This window comes from Pseudotabrizicola alkalilacus (assembly GCF_003443995.1).
Taxonomy (GTDB): Bacteria; Pseudomonadota; Alphaproteobacteria; order Rhodobacterales; family Rhodobacteraceae; genus Pseudotabrizicola; species Pseudotabrizicola alkalilacus.
In genome coordinates this window covers 1-16803 of sequence record NZ_QWEY01000023.1, presented here as the reverse complement: position 1 = coordinate 16803, position 16803 = coordinate 1, and the positions used below count along the sequence as shown (strand labels likewise).

The 16803-nt window shown below is 62.0% G+C and carries 15 protein-coding genes and 1 pseudogene; 10 read left to right on the top strand and 6 right to left on the bottom strand.

The features are described 5' to 3' along the window. Positions 1 to 308 (top strand): hypothetical protein (locus tag D1012_RS23290; protein WP_354002054.1); only part of this gene is annotated, 308 nt, incomplete at its 5' end. Between the two features lie 349 nt (positions 309 to 657). Here D1012_RS23290 and D1012_RS21615 read toward each other — a convergent pair. After that, positions 658 to 1737, bottom strand: coding sequence for an NAD/NADP octopine/nopaline dehydrogenase family protein (locus tag D1012_RS21615; RefSeq protein ID WP_118156202.1), 1080 nt, complete (start codon positions 1735 to 1737; stop codon positions 658 to 660). Between the two features lie 234 nt (positions 1738 to 1971). Here D1012_RS21615 and D1012_RS21610 point away from each other — a divergent pair, with 234 nt between their 5' ends. After that, complete coding sequence (locus D1012_RS21610) at positions 1972 to 3534, top strand: ABC transporter substrate-binding protein (RefSeq protein WP_233517235.1); 1563 nt, start codon at positions 1972 to 1974, stop codon at positions 3532 to 3534. Here D1012_RS21610 and D1012_RS21605 read toward each other — a convergent pair. Continuing rightward, entirely contained in the window at positions 3512 to 4453 is a 942-nt protein-coding gene (locus D1012_RS21605) for a LysR substrate-binding domain-containing protein (RefSeq protein ID WP_118156201.1), read from the bottom strand. The two genes, D1012_RS21610 and D1012_RS21605, sit on opposite strands and share 23 nt — an antisense overlap. A 109-nt stretch (positions 4454 to 4562) precedes the next feature. Between D1012_RS21605 and D1012_RS21600 the strand changes: the two genes are divergently transcribed. The 8 genes from D1012_RS21600 to D1012_RS21565 are packed head-to-tail and all read left to right on the top strand — an operon-like array spanning position 4563 to position 13523. Next, on the top strand, positions 4563 to 5705 hold the full coding sequence (locus D1012_RS21600; RefSeq protein WP_199489602.1) for an NAD(P)/FAD-dependent oxidoreductase: 1143 nt from the start codon (positions 4563 to 4565) through the stop codon (positions 5703 to 5705). Further along, positions 5686 to 5982, top strand: a complete 297-nt coding sequence (locus D1012_RS21595; protein WP_118156200.1) for a (2Fe-2S)-binding protein — start codon at positions 5686 to 5688, stop codon at positions 5980 to 5982. Before D1012_RS21600 ends, D1012_RS21595 begins: the two co-directional genes overlap by 20 nt. After that, the gene (locus D1012_RS21590; RefSeq protein WP_118156199.1) at positions 5979 to 7370 is read left to right on the top strand and encodes an FAD/NAD(P)-dependent oxidoreductase; all 1392 of its coding nucleotides are present in this window, start codon (positions 5979 to 5981) and stop codon (positions 7368 to 7370) included. Before D1012_RS21595 ends, D1012_RS21590 begins: the two co-directional genes overlap by 4 nt. Then, positions 7367 to 8491, top strand: coding sequence for an NAD(P)/FAD-dependent oxidoreductase (locus tag D1012_RS21585; protein WP_118156198.1), 1125 nt, complete (start codon positions 7367 to 7369; stop codon positions 8489 to 8491). The genes D1012_RS21590 and D1012_RS21585 overlap by 4 nt, the downstream gene beginning before the upstream one ends. After that, complete coding sequence (locus D1012_RS21580; RefSeq protein WP_118156197.1) at positions 8488 to 9426, top strand: ABC transporter permease; 939 nt, start codon at positions 8488 to 8490, stop codon at positions 9424 to 9426. The genes D1012_RS21585 and D1012_RS21580 overlap by 4 nt, the downstream gene beginning before the upstream one ends. Positions 9427 to 9470: 44 nt before the next feature. After that, positions 9471 to 10289: an ABC transporter permease gene (locus tag D1012_RS21575; protein WP_233517234.1), complete on the top strand. Its 819-nt coding sequence runs from the start codon at positions 9471 to 9473 to the stop codon at positions 10287 to 10289. Between the two features lie 11 nt (positions 10290 to 10300). Further along, complete coding sequence (locus D1012_RS21570; RefSeq protein ID WP_118156203.1) at positions 10301 to 12142, top strand: ABC transporter ATP-binding protein; 1842 nt, start codon at positions 10301 to 10303, stop codon at positions 12140 to 12142. A 43-nt stretch (positions 12143 to 12185) separates the two neighbouring features. After that, positions 12186 to 13523 (top strand): MmgE/PrpD family protein, encoded by a 1338-nt coding sequence (locus tag D1012_RS21565; RefSeq protein ID WP_118156195.1) that lies wholly within the window; start codon positions 12186 to 12188, stop codon positions 13521 to 13523. 435 nt (positions 13524 to 13958) lie between these two features. On the opposite strand, the gene D1012_RS23085 is transcribed toward D1012_RS21565, so the two are convergent. The 4 genes and pseudogenes from D1012_RS23085 to D1012_RS21545 all read right to left on the bottom strand — a co-directional run bounded on the left by D1012_RS23085 (position 13959) and on the right by D1012_RS21545 (position 16605). Beyond that, positions 13959 to 14819, bottom strand: coding sequence for a hypothetical protein (locus tag D1012_RS23085; protein ID WP_233517233.1), 861 nt, complete (start codon positions 14817 to 14819; stop codon positions 13959 to 13961). A 215-nt stretch (positions 14820 to 15034) separates the two neighbouring features. Beyond that, a pseudogene (locus D1012_RS23355) lies at positions 15035 to 15868 on the bottom strand (relaxase/mobilization nuclease domain-containing protein); the annotation flags it as partial. Next, entirely contained in the window at positions 15846 to 16259 is a 414-nt protein-coding gene (locus tag D1012_RS21550; protein WP_158569420.1) for a hypothetical protein, read from the bottom strand. The pseudogene D1012_RS23355 and the gene D1012_RS21550, both read right to left, overlap by 23 nt. After that, on the bottom strand, positions 16216 to 16605 hold the full coding sequence (locus D1012_RS21545) for a hypothetical protein (protein WP_158569419.1): 390 nt from the start codon (positions 16603 to 16605) through the stop codon (positions 16216 to 16218). The genes D1012_RS21550 and D1012_RS21545 overlap by 44 nt, the downstream gene beginning before the upstream one ends. Between the last annotated feature and the right edge of the window lie 198 nt (positions 16606 to 16803).

Here is a 16803-nt window from a genome sequence, read left to right as displayed (position 1 = left end):
GGCGATATCCGCGCCATCTGGGCTTCGGAAAGCAGGATCATCTCGCTCATGGCAGCACCCCCTGTGGTGCCGCAAGTGAATCAGTGAGTTGTCCGACCCGCAAGAAAATTAATGGGTCCAGAGCCTACCTTATGCTGCCCCGCAATCTGTTGACCGGTCTCTTTGATCATTGGACCGTTCCGGAACTGCGAGAATGCATCAATCCTGTGGCAATGCCGATAAAGCCGTCGTCTATCCTTTCGGCGCCAGGGCGCCAGGGCGGCCGGGATGTGGTGGGACAAGATCAAGAACCGCATCACCCGCTCTGACGATCTTCACGTGATAAGTCTTTCCTTAAAGGACACAGGCGAACTGGCAAAAATTGACGAACCGCGCAATGAAGTTGCAGATCAATATTCAGGACGGTGAAGTGATGGTCAGCGTTGGCGACAGCATCGTTTACGTCACACCGCTGCAATGGAAGAGTGCTGCGTAAGTTACAGCATCTGCGGCGAGCATGTTTGGCGTGGGCACCCGAAACCGGCGGTTTGCATTGAGCACGTGGGAACGGCAGACCCACACCGTCAGCAAAAGTGACACAGGGCGAAAATTGCGGGCCGATCGCCACGGTTGTTCACGTGAGCTGTTTCATAGACGCTGGACGTAGCTGGCAAGCTATCACAGCTTCGGCCAGCCGTTTGCTGTCGCCTGTGCGAGGGATGGGAGGGCACAAAAAGCATTGGAAATTTCTGGCAGGATGTCATTTTCTGCTGTGAAATCTCGCCCATAGAGGGACGAGAACAGCAAGATTGCTGCTTTGTGCAACGGCACCTCAACCCCTGTCATATCTGCCAGACGCACCATGGTAGTCAGTCCAAAGGGCACGTCCTCTGTCACATACCGGGTATCAAGAGTCTTGGGGCCATTCACACTTTGGCGTATCTTGACGACCTCTGCCATCATCTCCGCCAAAGGTCCGATCTCGACCTTCCCCGGAACCGCATAGCTCTGATGAACGGAGCGGCACTCCACCCCCAGTGCCGCAGCGATGCCGCGCCGCTCCCGATCCAGATCTTCCAGAAAACGACAAACGGCGGGGGTCATATAGTCCTGCTGCACCCATGTTTCACCCTTCTCCATTCGGGTCAGGTTGAACAGGGCCAGCCCACAATGAACCGTCGGGTTGAGGTTGCCGAGATCAATGGCCAGCAGGGTTTCCACCGGCCTGAACCGCGCGCCGAACAATTCTGTGCAGAGGTCAAGCGCGGCGGTCATGCCTGACTGTGGGATCACTGCCATTTCCACTTCGCGCCGCAGAAGCGAGATCGAGACTTCCGACGGCCCTGTCTGGCGACCCGTCGAGGCAGTGGTGTTCCAAGCGATGATCGGGCAGTCAAGGCCACGCGTCGCCAGACCACGCGAGAAATAAAGCGCAGAGAATGACAGGTGAGCACTGATGATCACGCTTTGACCGCTCTTCAGATGGGGCAGAAGGCGGTCGATGACCTGTTTGTGTCCATAGGCCGGAAGGGCGAGAATGACGACAGATGCGCCGCTCAGCAGTGCCTTTGGATCAGTTGCTACAAACACGTCGAACTGGCCCTCCAGCGCACCGTGGGCGACCAGTGGCTTGCCTTGCGCCAGGGCCTCACCGCGCCTGTTGGAGGGCGACCAGATGACTGAACTGTGGCCCCGATTTGCCAAAAAGGCGGCATAAGAATATCCGATCCCTCCGGCTCCGGCGATGGCAACACGCATGTATTTTCTTCCTTCGGATGGTGGGCGAAACGCAGGTTGCGCTGAGGGATAGGGACCTGGCCGGCTGCCGTCAAAGTCCGATAACTGTATCCGGTATTCTGTGGTGTTATAGGTTCAGGCCCCGGCGTCGGTATTGCCTGAGAGAATACCGAACGCCAAACGCGCTATTTGACTCTATTCACCCATCGCTGGTTCTCTGGCCCTTGGCACATCACAAAAGAAGCCGAGGAAAAAATGACATCAACAGGGAAACGATTGATTTTGTGCGGCACACTGCTGGCCGGACTGGGGATGGCCCTTCCGGCTGCCGCGCAGGATCAGGTTTTGCGGGTAGGCATCAACGCACCCGAGATCAGCACGCTTGACCCGCACCGCGCCAGCGCCACGGCCGACAAGGGCGCGGTGGGCTGGCTCTACAATGGTCTGGTCCGCTTTCCGCCTGGCAGCGCCGATCCAGCCGCGCTGGAGCCGGATCTGGCCAAGAGCTGGGCAAGCTCCGAGAATGGACTGGAATGGACTTTCACGCTGCGCGACGGAGTGAAGTTCCATGGAGATTGGGGAGTGCTGACGGCCGATGACGTGGTCTACTCGCTTGAACGGGCGAAAGACCCCGAGCGATCGTCCTTCGCAGCCGCTTATGACGGCCTCCAAACCATCGAGGCGGTGGATGCGCGAACGGTGCGCATCGTGCTGGCACATCCGGTTCCGGGGTTCCTGGGCCTGCTGTCAAATTACCATGGTGGCAACATCGTCAGTAAGGCTGCGGCCGAGGCGGCGGGCGCAGATTTCGGCAAGCAACCTGTTGGCACCGGCCCCTTTGCCTTTGTCTCTCACCAGACCCAGCAGAGCGTTACCTTTGCCCGGCATGACGGATACTTCCGCGGCACGCCAAAGATCGCGACCATCGAGTATCGGCTGATCCCGGCCGATGCCAGCCGCGAACTGGCCTTCACCTCGGGTGAGCTCGACCTGATCTATGGCAAGCGTGAACAGCGCTGGATCGACCGTTGGAACCGTGAATCTGATGTCGCCGTCGACGTGTTCTGGCCTGCCGAGTTCCGGACCCTGCACCTGAACACGCAACTCGCGCCGCTTGACGATGTGCGGGTGCGCGAAGCAGTGGCGCGCGCCATCAATGTCGATGAAATCGTGGCTTTCGTGGGCGCTGACGTGGCACCGAAGGGCTGTTCGGTGATCCCCTCGGGCTATCTGGGCGAAGATTGCAGCGCCTGGACCTACAGCTATGATCCGGCGGCGGTGAAAGAGCTTCTGGCCGAAGCGGGCCATCCCGATGGCATCACGATCAAGCAGGTCGTGTCGAGCAACAACGCACAGCTGCCAATCATGGAGGTTATCCAGGCACAGCTTTCTGCGTCGGGCATAACGCTGGACATGCAGGTGGTTGACCATCCAACCTACCATGAGATGATCCGCAAGAATATGAGCGGCATGGTTTTCTATGGCTCGGCGCGCTTTCCCATCGCCGACAGCTATCTGACCGAATACTATCATTCGGCAGCCATCGTCGGCAAACCGACTGCCATTACCAACTTTTCGCATTGCGACGTGGCAGATGCGCCGATCGAGGCCGCGCGGGTGAATACCGATCCTCAGGGCCAGCTCGCCGACTGGTCAGAAGCCCAACGCCTGATCCATGAGCAAATCTGTGCGGTCCCGCTGTTCAACCTGCGCCAGGTTTGGTTGCGCAGTGGCAATCTTGACTATGGGTATGAATTAGAGGGCGCGATGAATCTTGCGCCGCCGATCACCGAACTCACAGAGCTGAAGGCCAATTGACCATGCCGCGGGCGAAACCCTCTGCGGTTTCGTGAACGCAGTCGACAAAGGCAGACACCAACCGCCGGTTGCGCCCATGGCGCAGCCGACACAATTGATAGTCGACCATATGCACCGGATCAAAGGACCGGATCGCAATCCGGTCCGCCATGCCTACCGCATGAAACGGGTGCGACAGTGCTATGCCAAGCCCAAGAGACACCAACTCGCAGACATTGGGGGATGTCGTCGCCTCGACTGTCACCTTTGGCTGGGCGCCGTAGCTCTCGAACAGTTTGTCCTGTAGCAGGCGGGTATAGCTGCCCTGCATGAAGGCGATGATGGGCTCTTCGGCGATATCCTCCATCGTCAGGGCCTGTTTGCTGGTCAACGGATGGTCGGTCGGCAGAAAACAGGTCAACGGCTGCCGCAGGATTGATGTGCTTTCGATATGGGTGTCCTCGACCCGCCCGGTCACCACCCCGACATCGACATTGCCTGCCCGCATCCATTCCACGATGAACTGCGAGCTACGTGCCTGCAGCGAGACGAAGACATCGGGGTGTTTCGCCTTGAATGCGCCAATCACCGAGCAAATGAAGTGCCCTGACAGACCAGGCAGGCAGCCGATGACCAACTGCCCCTGCTCCTCACGTCTCAGGTTGTCAACGGCGCGATTGATCTGGTTCAGGCCGGAAAAGATCCGGTCGATCTCCTGATAGAATTTGATGCCGCGCTCATTGGGCACCAGAAGACCGCGCCGCCGTTCAAACAGATCGAGTCCGATATCCGCTTCTAGGTTGGTCAGCAGCTTGCTTGCCGCTGGCTGCGACATGTTCAGCACCTCGGCCGCGCGGCTGACGGTTCCGGTTTCGATGACGGCCTTGAACGCCTCGATCTGCCGCATGGTCGGTTGCCTGTATCTCTTGGTGCGTGCCATCCGTTTGCCCTTTCAGTATAACCTAATAGAATACAGATCATAATAAGTGATGTTGGAAACCATACCTGCATCCGACCTATCACTGCAAGACAAGACGGAGATCAGTGCAGTGCGTGAGCCAGATACAATTGTGATCGGAGCGGGGACCGTGGGCGCGGCCATCGCCTACGGGCTTGCGCGGCAGGGTCAGCGCGTGCTTGTCCTTGATGGCGGGGATACCGACTTTCGCGCGGCCCGCGCGAATTTTGGCCTGGTCTGGGTGCAGGGCAAGGGGCGGGGGATGCCTGCCTATCAGCGGCTGACCCGGCAAAGCTCCGATCTGTGGCCGGGGTTTCTGGAAGAATTGTCCGAAGCCTCGGGTGGGATGAAGATTGACTACGAACGCCGTGGGGGTCTGGCCCTGACCTTTGGTGAAAACGGCCATCAACACCGGGCGGATCTGGTTGCTCAGCTTGAGCGTGAAAGGATTGCGGACCAAGGATCAGCGGCCGGTCCATCTGATCTTGAAATGATCAGTAGGCCCGAGCTCGAAACGCTTCTGCCCGAGCTGCGGTTGGGGGCCACGGTGAGTGGCGCGAGTTTCTGCTCCCGCGATGGCCATGTGAATCCGCTGCATCTGCTGGCGGCACTGCACGCCGGGTTCCTACGGCTGGGCGGAGCGTTGCAAGGCAACACGCGGGTAGAAACGATCCGGTCCGAGTCGGGCGGCTTTGTGGTCACAGCGGGGCAGGGAAGCTGGCGTGCGGCGCGCGTGGTGATCGCGGCCGGTATTGCCGGTGCGGCACTTGGGCGGCAGGTGGGACTGGATGTGCCCATCTTTCCGCAACGCGGGCAGGTTCTGGTGACCCAGCGTGTTGCGCCTGTGCTGCCTTACCCGTGCAGCGGCCTGCGGCAGACCGCAGATGGCACCATAATGATTGGCGCCACCAAGGAAGATGTGGGCGAGGATGTGTCTACCTCCGTGCGCGCGTCCGGTTGGCTGGCCCGCAAGACGGTGGATATCTCGCCTGATCTGGGCAGGTTGCAACTGGTCCGGCATTGGGCCGGGCTACGCACGCTGTCCCCGGATGGCTGCCCGATCTATGCGCAATCGCCGGAATGGCCGGGCGTCTTCGTTGTCAGCTGCCATTCCGGGGTGACACTGGCCGCAGTTCATGCGGCGGTGCTTGCCCCTCACATCGCTGCCGGTGCGTTGCCGTCAGAGTTCGGTCCCTTCCATCACAGGCGTTTCAATGTTCAAGCAGCTCGCTGACCCGGCCCGCAGGTCTTTTTCTGTTTTTATAGACGGTGCCGAAGTTTCGGCGCGTGACGGTGAAACGGTGGCCGCAGTCATACTGCGCGCACCGCCCCATATCGCCCGGCATACGCCGGTAAAAGAGACGCCGCGCGCTCCTTTTTGCCTGATGGGCGTGTGCTTTGATTGTCTGGCAACGGTGGATGGAGAAACCTCGGTCCAGACCTGTCTTGTGGAAGTGCAACCCGGAATGAAAATCGAACGCCCGGTGGGCAAGCTCAGGATCACCCTATGAACAGCCGTCATGACATTCTGATTGTGGGTGCGGGTCCGGCAGGTATGGCCGCCGCGATCGAACTGCGGCGGCTGGGCTTTGCGCCTTTGGTTGTGGATGAGCAGTCGGCCCCTGGCGGCCAGATATGGCGCGACGTAGAGCGTCCGCGACCCGATGCCCTGCGAAACGCGCTTGGCCCGGATTACGCGGCGGGGGCCGAAGTTGCGGGCCAGTTCCGCGCCAGCGGCGTTGATTATCGGCCGGGAACCCGCATGTGGCATATCGAACCCGGACTGCGCGTGTTCCTGTCGCAGGCGGGTAAGGCCTTTGTGGCAGAGCCCAAAGCCCTTCTGCTCGCCACCGGCGCGCAGGAGCGACCGGCACCGATCCCCGGGTGGACACTCCCGGGCGTGCTCACGGTGGGGGCAGCGCAGATCCTGATGAAAGGCTCGGGCCAGATTCCTGAACGGCCAGTCTGGATCGCGGGTTCGGGTCCGCTGCCCATTCTCTATATGCGTCAGCTTGTGGCTGCGGGCGGGCAGGTGGCAGGCTACCTAGACACCACTCCCCGGGGGGCGGCACTGCGCGCCTTGCCGCATTTGCGCAGCGCCTTGCGCGGCTGGGCGGATCTGCGCAAGGGTCTGGCCTGGATGCGCGCGCTCAAGGCCGGTGGGCTGCACATCGAAAAGCATGTGACGGACCTTGTGGCGACGGGAACGGAGCGGCTCGAGGCCCTGAGCTACCGGACTGCGGATGGCAAGGCGCACCGTGTTGAGGCAGAGGTGCTGTTGCTGCACGAGGGCGTCGTTCCGTCGATCCATGGCACCTTGTCTGTCGATTGCGCGCATGTCTGGGACGAGGCCCAAGCTGCCCTGCGCCCCGCCCTCGACGACTGGGGCATGACCAGTGTGGAGGGGCTCTATGTGGCCGGTGACGGAGCGGGTATCGCGGGCGTGCGCGCGGCACTGGCCAGGGGCCGACTGGCCGCACAGGGCATTGCCGCCCGGCTGGGAAGAGAGGCCGGCGCAGCCGAAGTTGCCGGGGCACGGGCGGAACTGCGGGCTGCCAGCGCCTCGCGCGGTTTCCTCGATGCCGTCTTTCCGGCGCCGGGTTCGTCCGTGGAGATACCCGACGACACCATTGTTTGCCGCTGCGAAGAGCTGACAGCGGGTGAAATCCGTGCCGCTGCCCGCATCCATCGCGGCGGCCCAAACCAGGTCAAGGCTGTCACCCGTTGCGGCATGGGCCCCTGTCAGGGGCGGCAGTGTGGCTATACGGTCAACCGCATTCTGGCCAGCGCCTATGGCCAGAGCCAGGCGGATGTCGGCTTCTTCCGCATCCGCCCGCCGTTGAAGCCTGTTACACTGCAGGAACTTGCGGCATTGGACGAGGGACGCGAAGCGCCATGACAACGCCGGATGTTCTGATCATTGGCGGTGGTTTGCACGGGCTTTCGGCTGCGCTGCATCTGGCACGGGGTGGAGCCACCGTCTCGCTGCTTGAGCGGCGCTTCGTCGGTCGCCACGCGTCAGGCGCGTCGGCAGCAGGGGTGCGAACCCTGGGGCGCAACCCGCTTGAGCTGCCCTTGTCGATGGGAGCCATGCAAATGTGGCATTCGATCTCCGATCTGGTTGGCGATGATTGCGGCTTTGTCGCGCAAGGCCAACTGCGCGTCTATGAAACCGATACCCAGGCAGACCGCGAGCTTGCCCGGGTCGCGGCATTGCGGGCGGCGGGGCACGAGAATGAAGTGATGATCGATCAGCAGACCCTGCGGGGGCTTGTCCCGGGGATCAACGACAAATTCATTGGAGCTTGCTATGCGCCCACCGACGGCGCGGCCGATCCGCATCGCACCCTGGTGGCCTTTCGGGCCGCTGCTCAGCAGGCTGGCGTGCAGCTGCACGAAGGCAGCGGCGTCAGCGCCCTTTCACGAGACGGAAGCCGTTGGACGATCGACAGCGAGGCGGGCAGGTTTTCAGCTGCGAGCGTAATCAATGCCTCCGGGGCCTGGGGCGCGCGCGTCGCCTCGCTGGTCGGCGAGGAAATTCCGATGGCGGCGAAAGCCTCGATGATGATGGTGACCGAACGGATCGAGGCGATGATCCGCCCCGTCGTCTCCATCGTCGGACGATCGCTGTCTTTCAAGCAATCGTCGCAGGGGACGCTGGTTCTGGGCGGCGGCATTCAGGGCCGCTATGATCTGGACCGCGAAGAGACCACTCTGGACTTTCGCGCATTGGCAGCGGGAGCCTCTGCTGCTTGCGAGCTGATGCCTGCCGTGCGGGGATTGCGGATTAACCGCTGTTGGTCGGGCCTGGAAGGCAAGACGCCCGACCTGCTGCCTGTCATCGGCCCCTCCACTGTCGCTGCAGGGCTGTATCATGTCTTCGGGTTTTCAGGGCATGGGTTCCAGCTTGTGCCCGCCGCCGGGGCCGCCGTGGCGGAAATGGTCGCCACAGGTCGCCCGCCTGCCACGCTTTCGCCCTTCTCCGCCGCTCGCTTCACAACACGGGATGTTGCCGCATGATCCACTATGTCATCCGCCGCATGTTGCTTGCGATACCAACGCTGCTGCTCATGCTGACGGTGATCTTTGTCCTGGTCCGCCTGGTGCCAGGCGATCCAGCGATCACCATCTTGGGAGATCAGGCCAGTGAGGACGCGCTGCAGCGCCTGCGGGCACAGCTTGGTCTCGATCAGCCGATCTATGTTCAATACTTCGATTTCGTGATGCGGACGCTGTCAGGCGACTTCGGCCGCTCGATGGCGACGGGGCGCACGGTCCTGCAAGAGGTCGCGGCGGTGCTGCCCTACACGATAGAGCTGACGGCATCTGCCTTGCTGATCGGTGCGATCATCGGAGTGCCACTTGGCACGACCGCCGCGATCTACCGCAACCTCTGGCCGGATTACGCAAGCCGGCTGGTGTCGCTGATCGGGCTCTCCTTCCCGGCCTTCGTCTCCGGCATCCTGATGCTGCTGGCCTTTGCGGTCAATCTGCGGTGGTTTCCGGTGATTGGCAGCGGTGGCAGCGGGCTTGAGGCCCATCTGCGCGCGCTCGTGCTGCCTGCGTTGAATCTGGGGCTGATCATGACGGCCTACATCACCCGCGTCACCCGGGCGTCGATGCTGAATGTCCTGAATGAAGACTACATTCGCACGGCCCGTGCCAAAGGGGTTCGACCGAACCGACTGATCCGCCGCCACGCGTTGCGCAATGCGCTGATTCCGGTGATCACGGTGGTCGGTCTGTATTTTGGCACCTTGGTCGGAAATTCGGTGCTGACCGAAATGGTCTTTTCCCGTCCTGGACTTGGGAAACTGATCCTGGGCGCTCTGAATTCGCGGGATTACACGCTGCTTCAAGGGCTTATGGTGACCTTTGCCAGCTTCGTGATCCTTGTAAACACAGTGACGGACATTGCCTACGGGCTGGTCGATCCGAGGGTGAAATACAGCTGATGACAATTGCCACATCTTCCCCCCGCCGCCAAAGTGCTTTCTGGATGGCTTTCCGCAGCAACCGCCTGGCTTGGCTTGGCGTCGCCCTGCTCGCGATCATCGTATTTTCGGCGGTCTTCGCACCGTGGATCGCGCCGCATGATCCTCTGCAGCAAAACATCCTGCACCGCCTGCAACCGCCGTCTTCGGAATTCCTTCTGGGGACCGATACCTATGGGCGCGACGTGCTGTCACGATTGATCTACGGGTCGCGTGTCTCATTGGTGGTGGGTTTCGTCGCCATTCTGATCGCGATGGTCGTGGGGTCTGCCATCGGCATCCTGTCGGGCTTTATTGGCGGCGTCTTTGACCGTGTGGTGATGAGCCTGCTGGACGTGATGCTGTCCTTTCCCACGTTGCTGCTGGGGTTGATGATCGCGGCCATGCTGGGGGCGAGCTTCGAGAACCTTATCATTGCCATCGCCATTACCGAGATGGCCCCCTTTGCCCGGGTGGCGCGGGCGCCGACGATCAGCCTCAAGCAGCGCGACTTCATCGAGGCGGGACGGGCCATGGGCTTTTCCGATAGCCGTCTGATGGGACGGCACATCCTGCCCAATATGTTGTCCGAGGTTGTGGTCGTGGGGTCTATGTGGATGGCAAGTGCCATCCGCACCGAAGCCTCGCTCAGCTTCATCGGCTTGGGGGTGCCGCCACCGACGCCGACCTGGGGCGGGATGATCCGCGAAGGGTTCGAGAATATCCTCGATTCCTGGTGGCTGGCGGTGTGTCCCAGCGTTGCGATCCTCTTGACCGTGCTGGCGCTCAATATCCTTGGGGATGCGCTGCGCGACGCCATCGACCCTAAAACGCGCGTGGAATGAAGGGCCAGACCATGATGACCAAGCAAACCACGCCATCGCAGGATGACATCGTGCTCGATGTGCAAGGCCTGCGGACGGAATTCCTGATGGGGCGGCAGTGGAAGCCAGCCGTCAACGATCTTTCGCTGACGATCCGCAGCAACGAGACCGTCGCAGTGGTGGGCGAGTCCGGCTCCGGCAAGTCGGTCACGGCGCTGTCCATACTTGGACTGCTACCGGCGCAGGGCGCCCGGATCGCCCGGGGTCGCGTGTTGTTCGAGGGCCAGGATCTGACGCAGCTGTCGGAAAACCAGATGGCGCAGATACGTGGCAACCGGATTGCGATGATCTTTCAGGAGCCGATGACCTCGCTCAATCCGACGATGACGGTCGGCGACCAGATCGGCGAGTCCCTGTTGATCCATCGCGGGATGTCGCTTCGCGATGCGCGCAAAGAGGCGCTCGCCTTGCTGGAACGGGTCCGCATCCCGGCGGCGTCGCGGCGCATCAATGAATTCCCCCATCAGTTTTCCGGGGGCATGCGACAGCGCGCAATGATCGCCATGGCGCTTGCCTGCCGCCCGAAGCTCTTGATCGCCGATGAACCGACGACGGCACTGGATGTCACGATCCAAGCCCAGATCCTGCAACTTATCAAAGAATTGCAGGAAGAAGAGGGGATGGGAGTGCTGTTCATCACCCATGACATGGGCGTGGTCGCGGAAATCGCAGACCGGGCGCTGGTGATGCGGTATGGGGATATTGTCGAGGATGGACGCTGTGCTGACATTTTTGCGCGGCCCCAGCATCCCTATACGCGCACGCTCCTGTTCGCGGTGCCGCAGCTGGGGACAATGGGGCAGGGCAACCAACCCGTGCCTTTTCCCGAACTCGACGCCGAGGGCAACGAAAAGCCAGCGCCGCCCATCGCCGACAGCAGCATCCGGACCGAAGGCCAGCCACTGTTGCAAGTGCGCGGTCTGACCACGCGCTTTGACATTCGCGGCGGCTTTTTACGCCGGATCCAGGGGCGGGTCCATGCGGTTCAGGACGTCTCGTTCGACCTGCGCGCAGGTGAAACGCTGGCGCTTGTCGGGGAAAGCGGCTGTGGCAAGTCAACCACAGGCCGCTCGGTCCTGCGCCTGCTGGAGCCCGTCGCGGGGGAGGTGGTTTTCGACGGCCAGACACTTTCCAAACTGTCGAAAGCCGACCTCAAGACCGGTCGGCGGCAAATGCAGATGATCTTTCAGGATCCGTTCGCCAGTCTCGATCCCCGGCAGCGCGTCGGCGATGCGATTGCCGAGCCGCTGCTGGTGCACCGGCTGGTGTCGCGGGCGGACATGTCTGCCACAGTGGGGAGACTGCTGCGGCGCGTGGGTCTGGAGCCTGCGATGGCCGAACGCTATCCGCACGAGTTTTCGGGCGGGCAGCGGCAGCGCATCTGTATCGCGCGAGCCCTTGCGATGGAGCCCAAACTTATCGTGGCCGACGAGTCCGTTTCGGCGCTGGATGTCTCGATCAAGGCGCAGATCGTGAATCTGATGCTGGAACTGCAGGCGAGCATGGGTCTGAGCTATCTGTTCATCAGTCATGACATGGCGGTGGTGGAACGGATCAGCCACCGGGTGGCGGTGATGTATCTGGGCGAGATCGTCGAAATCGGCCCGCGCGCGCAAATTTTTGGCGATCCGCAGCATCCCTATACCCGCAAGCTGCTGTCGGCGGTTCTGCTGCCGGACCCGTCCCGACGCCGCATGCGCCGCACCCTGTCCATTGATGAGATCCCCAGTCCGATCCGCCCCGCCGATCACGTCTCTCCAAAGCGCGCCTATCGCGAGGCAGGCGAGGATCATTGGGTTATGGTCGAGGCATGACGCGCTGGCTCCTGAACGCCCCGTGTTGCCCGACGGGCAGAGGATGGTGACCCGGTTTGCGCAGTGGATCGTCGCGGCGAGAGACCTGCGCCTGACCGGGGCGTTGCGTGACGCTGCCTTGCGCGCACTGCTGGATCTGCTCGGCGCTGCAGCGGCGGGCGTGGCAGATCCCGGTGTGCTTGCGGTTCGGCGCGTGGCGCTTGGCTCCTTCGGGGCAGGGTCGGTGCCGCTGTGGTTCACGGGGCAGGCGGGTTCTGCGGTGGCCGCCGCCTGGGCCAATGCAGCTGCCGCGTCTGCGCAGGATCTTGATGACGGCAATCGCATGGCGCGCGGCCATCCGGGTGCGGCCGTGATCCCGGCGGGGCTGGCCGTCGGGGCCGAGCTTGCTGTGGATTTCGACCGCATCTTGACGGCCATCGCCATCGGCTACGAGGTCGGCGTGACCATCGGGGCCGCGCGGACGACCTATGGCAATACCGGCACCTGGTCGGCCTATGCTGTGGTGGCCACGGCGGCCGCCCTGCGCGGCACCCCGGTTGACGAGATCGCGCACGCGCTTGCCATAGCGGGCGAGAGTGCGCCCAATCAGCTTTTCGCCAGCGCGCCTCCACCCCGTGATCCGGCACCCGAAGGCAGCCATGTCAAGGAAGGTATCCCGTGGTCTGTGGTGACCGGGCTGGTTGCTCTTGGCCTTGCGGAAGCTGGCCATAGCGGCCCGCGCAACATTCTCGACTCGCGCCGACACTACCAGTTTGCCGATGGCTTGCGGCTGGGTGCAGAGCCCCGGATTTGCCAATGTTACATCAAACTCTACGCCTGTTGCCGGCATGTCCATGCTCCACTCGACGCCATGTTTACGCTGATCTCAGAGCACGGGATCCAGTCGGTCGAAATCGAGCAAATCGAGGTCGAGACGACAAGCGGCGCAATGAGGATTTCCAATCAGATATCCCCACAAAACCTGACTGATCTGCAATATAGCATCCCCTACTGTCTGGCCCTTGGCGCGATCCGTGGTGCAGGCGCGCTGTTGCCTCTGACGCCCGCCGCGTTGTCGTTGCCTGGGGCATGTGAGCTGGCCGCCCGGGTTCGGCTGGTTCTGAATCCCGAATTCGACGCCAGATTTCCGGCCGAGACTCTGGCCCGTGTGCGCGTGGCGGCGCGGGGGCAGGTCTTCCTGTCGGATGTCACTGCACCCCGTGGCGAAGCGGACACTCCGCTGGCCTGGGACGAGATTGCCGACAAGGTGATGCGTGCTGGCGGACTGACCCTGACTCACGATCATTTGGCCATGCTTATCGACGCTGTCAGCGCGGGCGACATCTATTTGCTCGCGAAGTGCTTGCAGAAGCCCGGGTCGACACTCCCGTCTGAAATGTAGCAGGCGCTCCGGGCCAGTGCCAACGCGCCCGGTCGCTTCGTCTTCCGCTCCAAAAGGCCTCGCACTCCAGTCGGACATGCTCGGGTTGGAGGGCAGCCGGAAGCGGATCGACATCAGCCTTGATCCCCTGGTGATGGTCAGCCGGACCAGGGCGGCCATGGTGGTGCGGGGAGGCCGGAACAGGATGGCAAGAGTCGCGCCACACTCAGGCAAGCAGTCCCGCGTCGACTGGCTCCCAAGACAGGCCGGAGCGGTAGCGGGCTGCCCTTGTCCTCCACCGCGCCGATACCGCTTGCGACGTAGATCAGCTTGCCGCCGCCAAAGACGGGGGGCTCGACGCTAGACTTTTTTGAAACCGGCGGTGGTGGCCGAGGTGACTGCACATCAGACCGTGCTTTTGCTGTCTGCCAATTCCCGCAAAGTCCAAAGTGGCGATTATATCCTACCGTCACCGTCCCGCCTTGGCTGGGGACCTCGAGTTGCATCCCATTGCGGAGTGATCGACTGCGCCTCCGGCATTGCTGCTGCAGGGGGTCCACTCCCCCATCGAACAAGACGGGCTGATGGTAAAAGGTCGGCTAACCGGGCCATCACGCTGCTCTGTGCGATATCAGATTCTCTGGCAATCGTGGTGTTCCGTGCCTCCGTCAGACTTTGCAGATGAGTGGCTTCTGCCTGTCCCACGTGATCCCCGACTCCTATGATCAGCACAGGCTGGTCTCGAAGACGGACCGCTGCGGCAAGTGCCGTCTGGCTGTCAACGACGATAAGGCATCTCGTGGCATCGCGTGGGCCGATCAGGATCAGCCCGCCTTGCGCGCGGCAATGCGTTTGCCGGTCCCGCTCGGTTGACTTTGCAAGATTAAGCTGGGTGAAGCCCGCGATCCCTCCATCTTGCCTGCGGTGCGGCAGAAGGAGGTTGCCAAGGCCATCAGCACGGATGTCATCCCCATAGACTGCAATGGCGTCGTGCAAGGGTTGGGACAGCCCAGAGTCCTGCGTGCGCAGTGGTGCGGTGAACCAGGCCTGGCGCGCTGATGTCAGGTCGGATGGCCCCGTAACAATTCCGCCTTGCACCTCATGGATTGCCGCGTAGCGCAGAATATCGCGATAGCGCCTGCGTGCTGCCTCTTGCTGGTTGGCTTGTGCGATTGCGTCCAAGGGAAGAGAGACACGCTTATGGATACCGTGCGTCGCAGATCGCAACCTTTGCCGTGCCGTCTTATGCTGCTCATGCATGACGAGGCGCAGGGCTTGCGCCATCGGGCTTTTGCTGCCCCCCAGCACCTCACGCACTGCCGCTGTTTCCGATGACTGCGCTTGAGACAGTCGCTGCTGAGCCTGCCTGGCCTCACGACGTGCATTCTGGCGCTGCCCTGCTCAGCCAGGATGGGGTGCAATAATTTGGTCGTGAGAGCCACCAGCGCCGTTTCCGCATGGCCGTGAGCTGGTGCCGTTGGATCAGGCAAAACCGTTGTTGCGTTGTTTGCGTTAAGGTCAGGGACAAAGGCTCCGAGCCTATGCTGCATCTTGCGCAACCCACAGGACGTGCCGAGCTGGCTTGCTGCCATTTGCCATGACCGGACCCGATGCGAAATCCTGGCGCCGCTGCGATGTAAGATATACCGGAGATCATAGGTGCGCAGTGCACCATGCACTTCTTGCCAGCTCTTTGCAGTTGCCAATCTGTGACGCAGCCAGATTTGAACTCTGGGCGCGAGGATGTCGAGGAGGGCGGGCAAGCCGCTGCGACGTTCAAGAGCCCGGGCAGCGTCCGGCGTCGGTCGCAGGCCTAGGGCACGGTCCCGCGCCTTAGCGTGCCAATGTGGCGTCGGCTTGGGCACAAGTGTGATGCCCTCGTCGCCTGATCCTATATCAAACCGCCCGCGGTCGGCACCCCAGCCCATGCGGGCTTCGATCCTACGGCAGGCGCGCTCCAGGCGCGCATAATCCTGCCAGAGGGAAAGGGCTTTCCCTGTAACAGGGTGCACGCGGTTCAGCACGACATGCACATGTGGGTTGGGCCTGTCACGATGCACCGCCATGACCATCTGATGGGTGGCGGCGCCCAGGTCAATCATCACAAGCCGTGCGGCTGAGATCATCGCCGCATTGCTCGGACGGTCAGTCTCGGGCCAAGACAGAACGATATGCGCCACAGGATGCTGCACGGCAGTATTCAACCCGCGCGCCATCTGCATTTGCGCCCGGGCGTCTTGCCATCCGCCACAGAGGTTGACGCAACGGACAACAACCGCTTTGCGGCTGACATAGGCGATCCGTGCACCAAACGGGCAGCCACGCGTTCCAGTTCGTCTGGCGTTAGGGCACACCTTCGCGATCATCGCCGATCACCTTTCTCTGCACGTCATGAAGCTCCTGCGACACGCGGAGGATCTCCTGGGCGATCTTTTCGGGCGGCACTTTTGGGGCCAGATGCGCGATTTCCTGCATGCGACCCGCTAGCTGGCCCAATACGCCGCTCAGCACCCGGTCGGACGCACTGGGCCCACCGCAGCCTTTGTGCAGTAGATTGCGTGCCCATGCGGCGAGACCAGACGCGCCACAACTTTGCGCGGCACGGCGAAAAGCGAAATGCTCTGCCGCCGTGACCCGGATCTGGATCAGCGCCTGACGCTGGCGCTGATCCGACCGTGGTGCTCCATCCCCGGCCTTTGCCATGCCGCGCCGGTTATCCCGGAAGCCTTGACGCCTGTGGCGCGGGTGAGGGCGCATGTCCTGCCCCTTGCGTCTGCGCTGGCGTTGCGGATCCGTCGTCAGCGCGGGGGGGCTGGTTCATCGCAGCAGGTGCGGGCTGAGATGCCGAGGTCTTTGGTTGAGGGCTTGAGGCCTTTGCCTTTTCCTTCGCAGCGCCGATCGTTTGCGCCGTTGGCCCCTTGTCGCGGACATAATGTGCCAAAGTGCTGGCGCTGATTTTCACGCCGGCAGCGACCATCTTCTCGGCGATATCGGTGAAGTTGTAGCCCTTCTGCAATGCGCCGAGGATCGCGGTGCGGTTCATTTCGACAACATCGCGCGCAGTCAGAGATGCCTTCGGCTTAGGTGCCAGCGCGTCAAGCATTGGGGTAATCGCCTTGGCAATCGGCATGGTGATCGGGGTCGTCAGCTTTGGGCTTCCTTGGGGGAACATGTGTTTCTCCTTTTTTCATGTCGTCCCCTTGGAATAGGATCCCCTTGAGAAAAAACTACGTGACCCTCTTTGGTTATCCACATGTTTGCCCCGCGCCAGCCAGAAAGATTGTAGCCGCGCGGCTGTGAC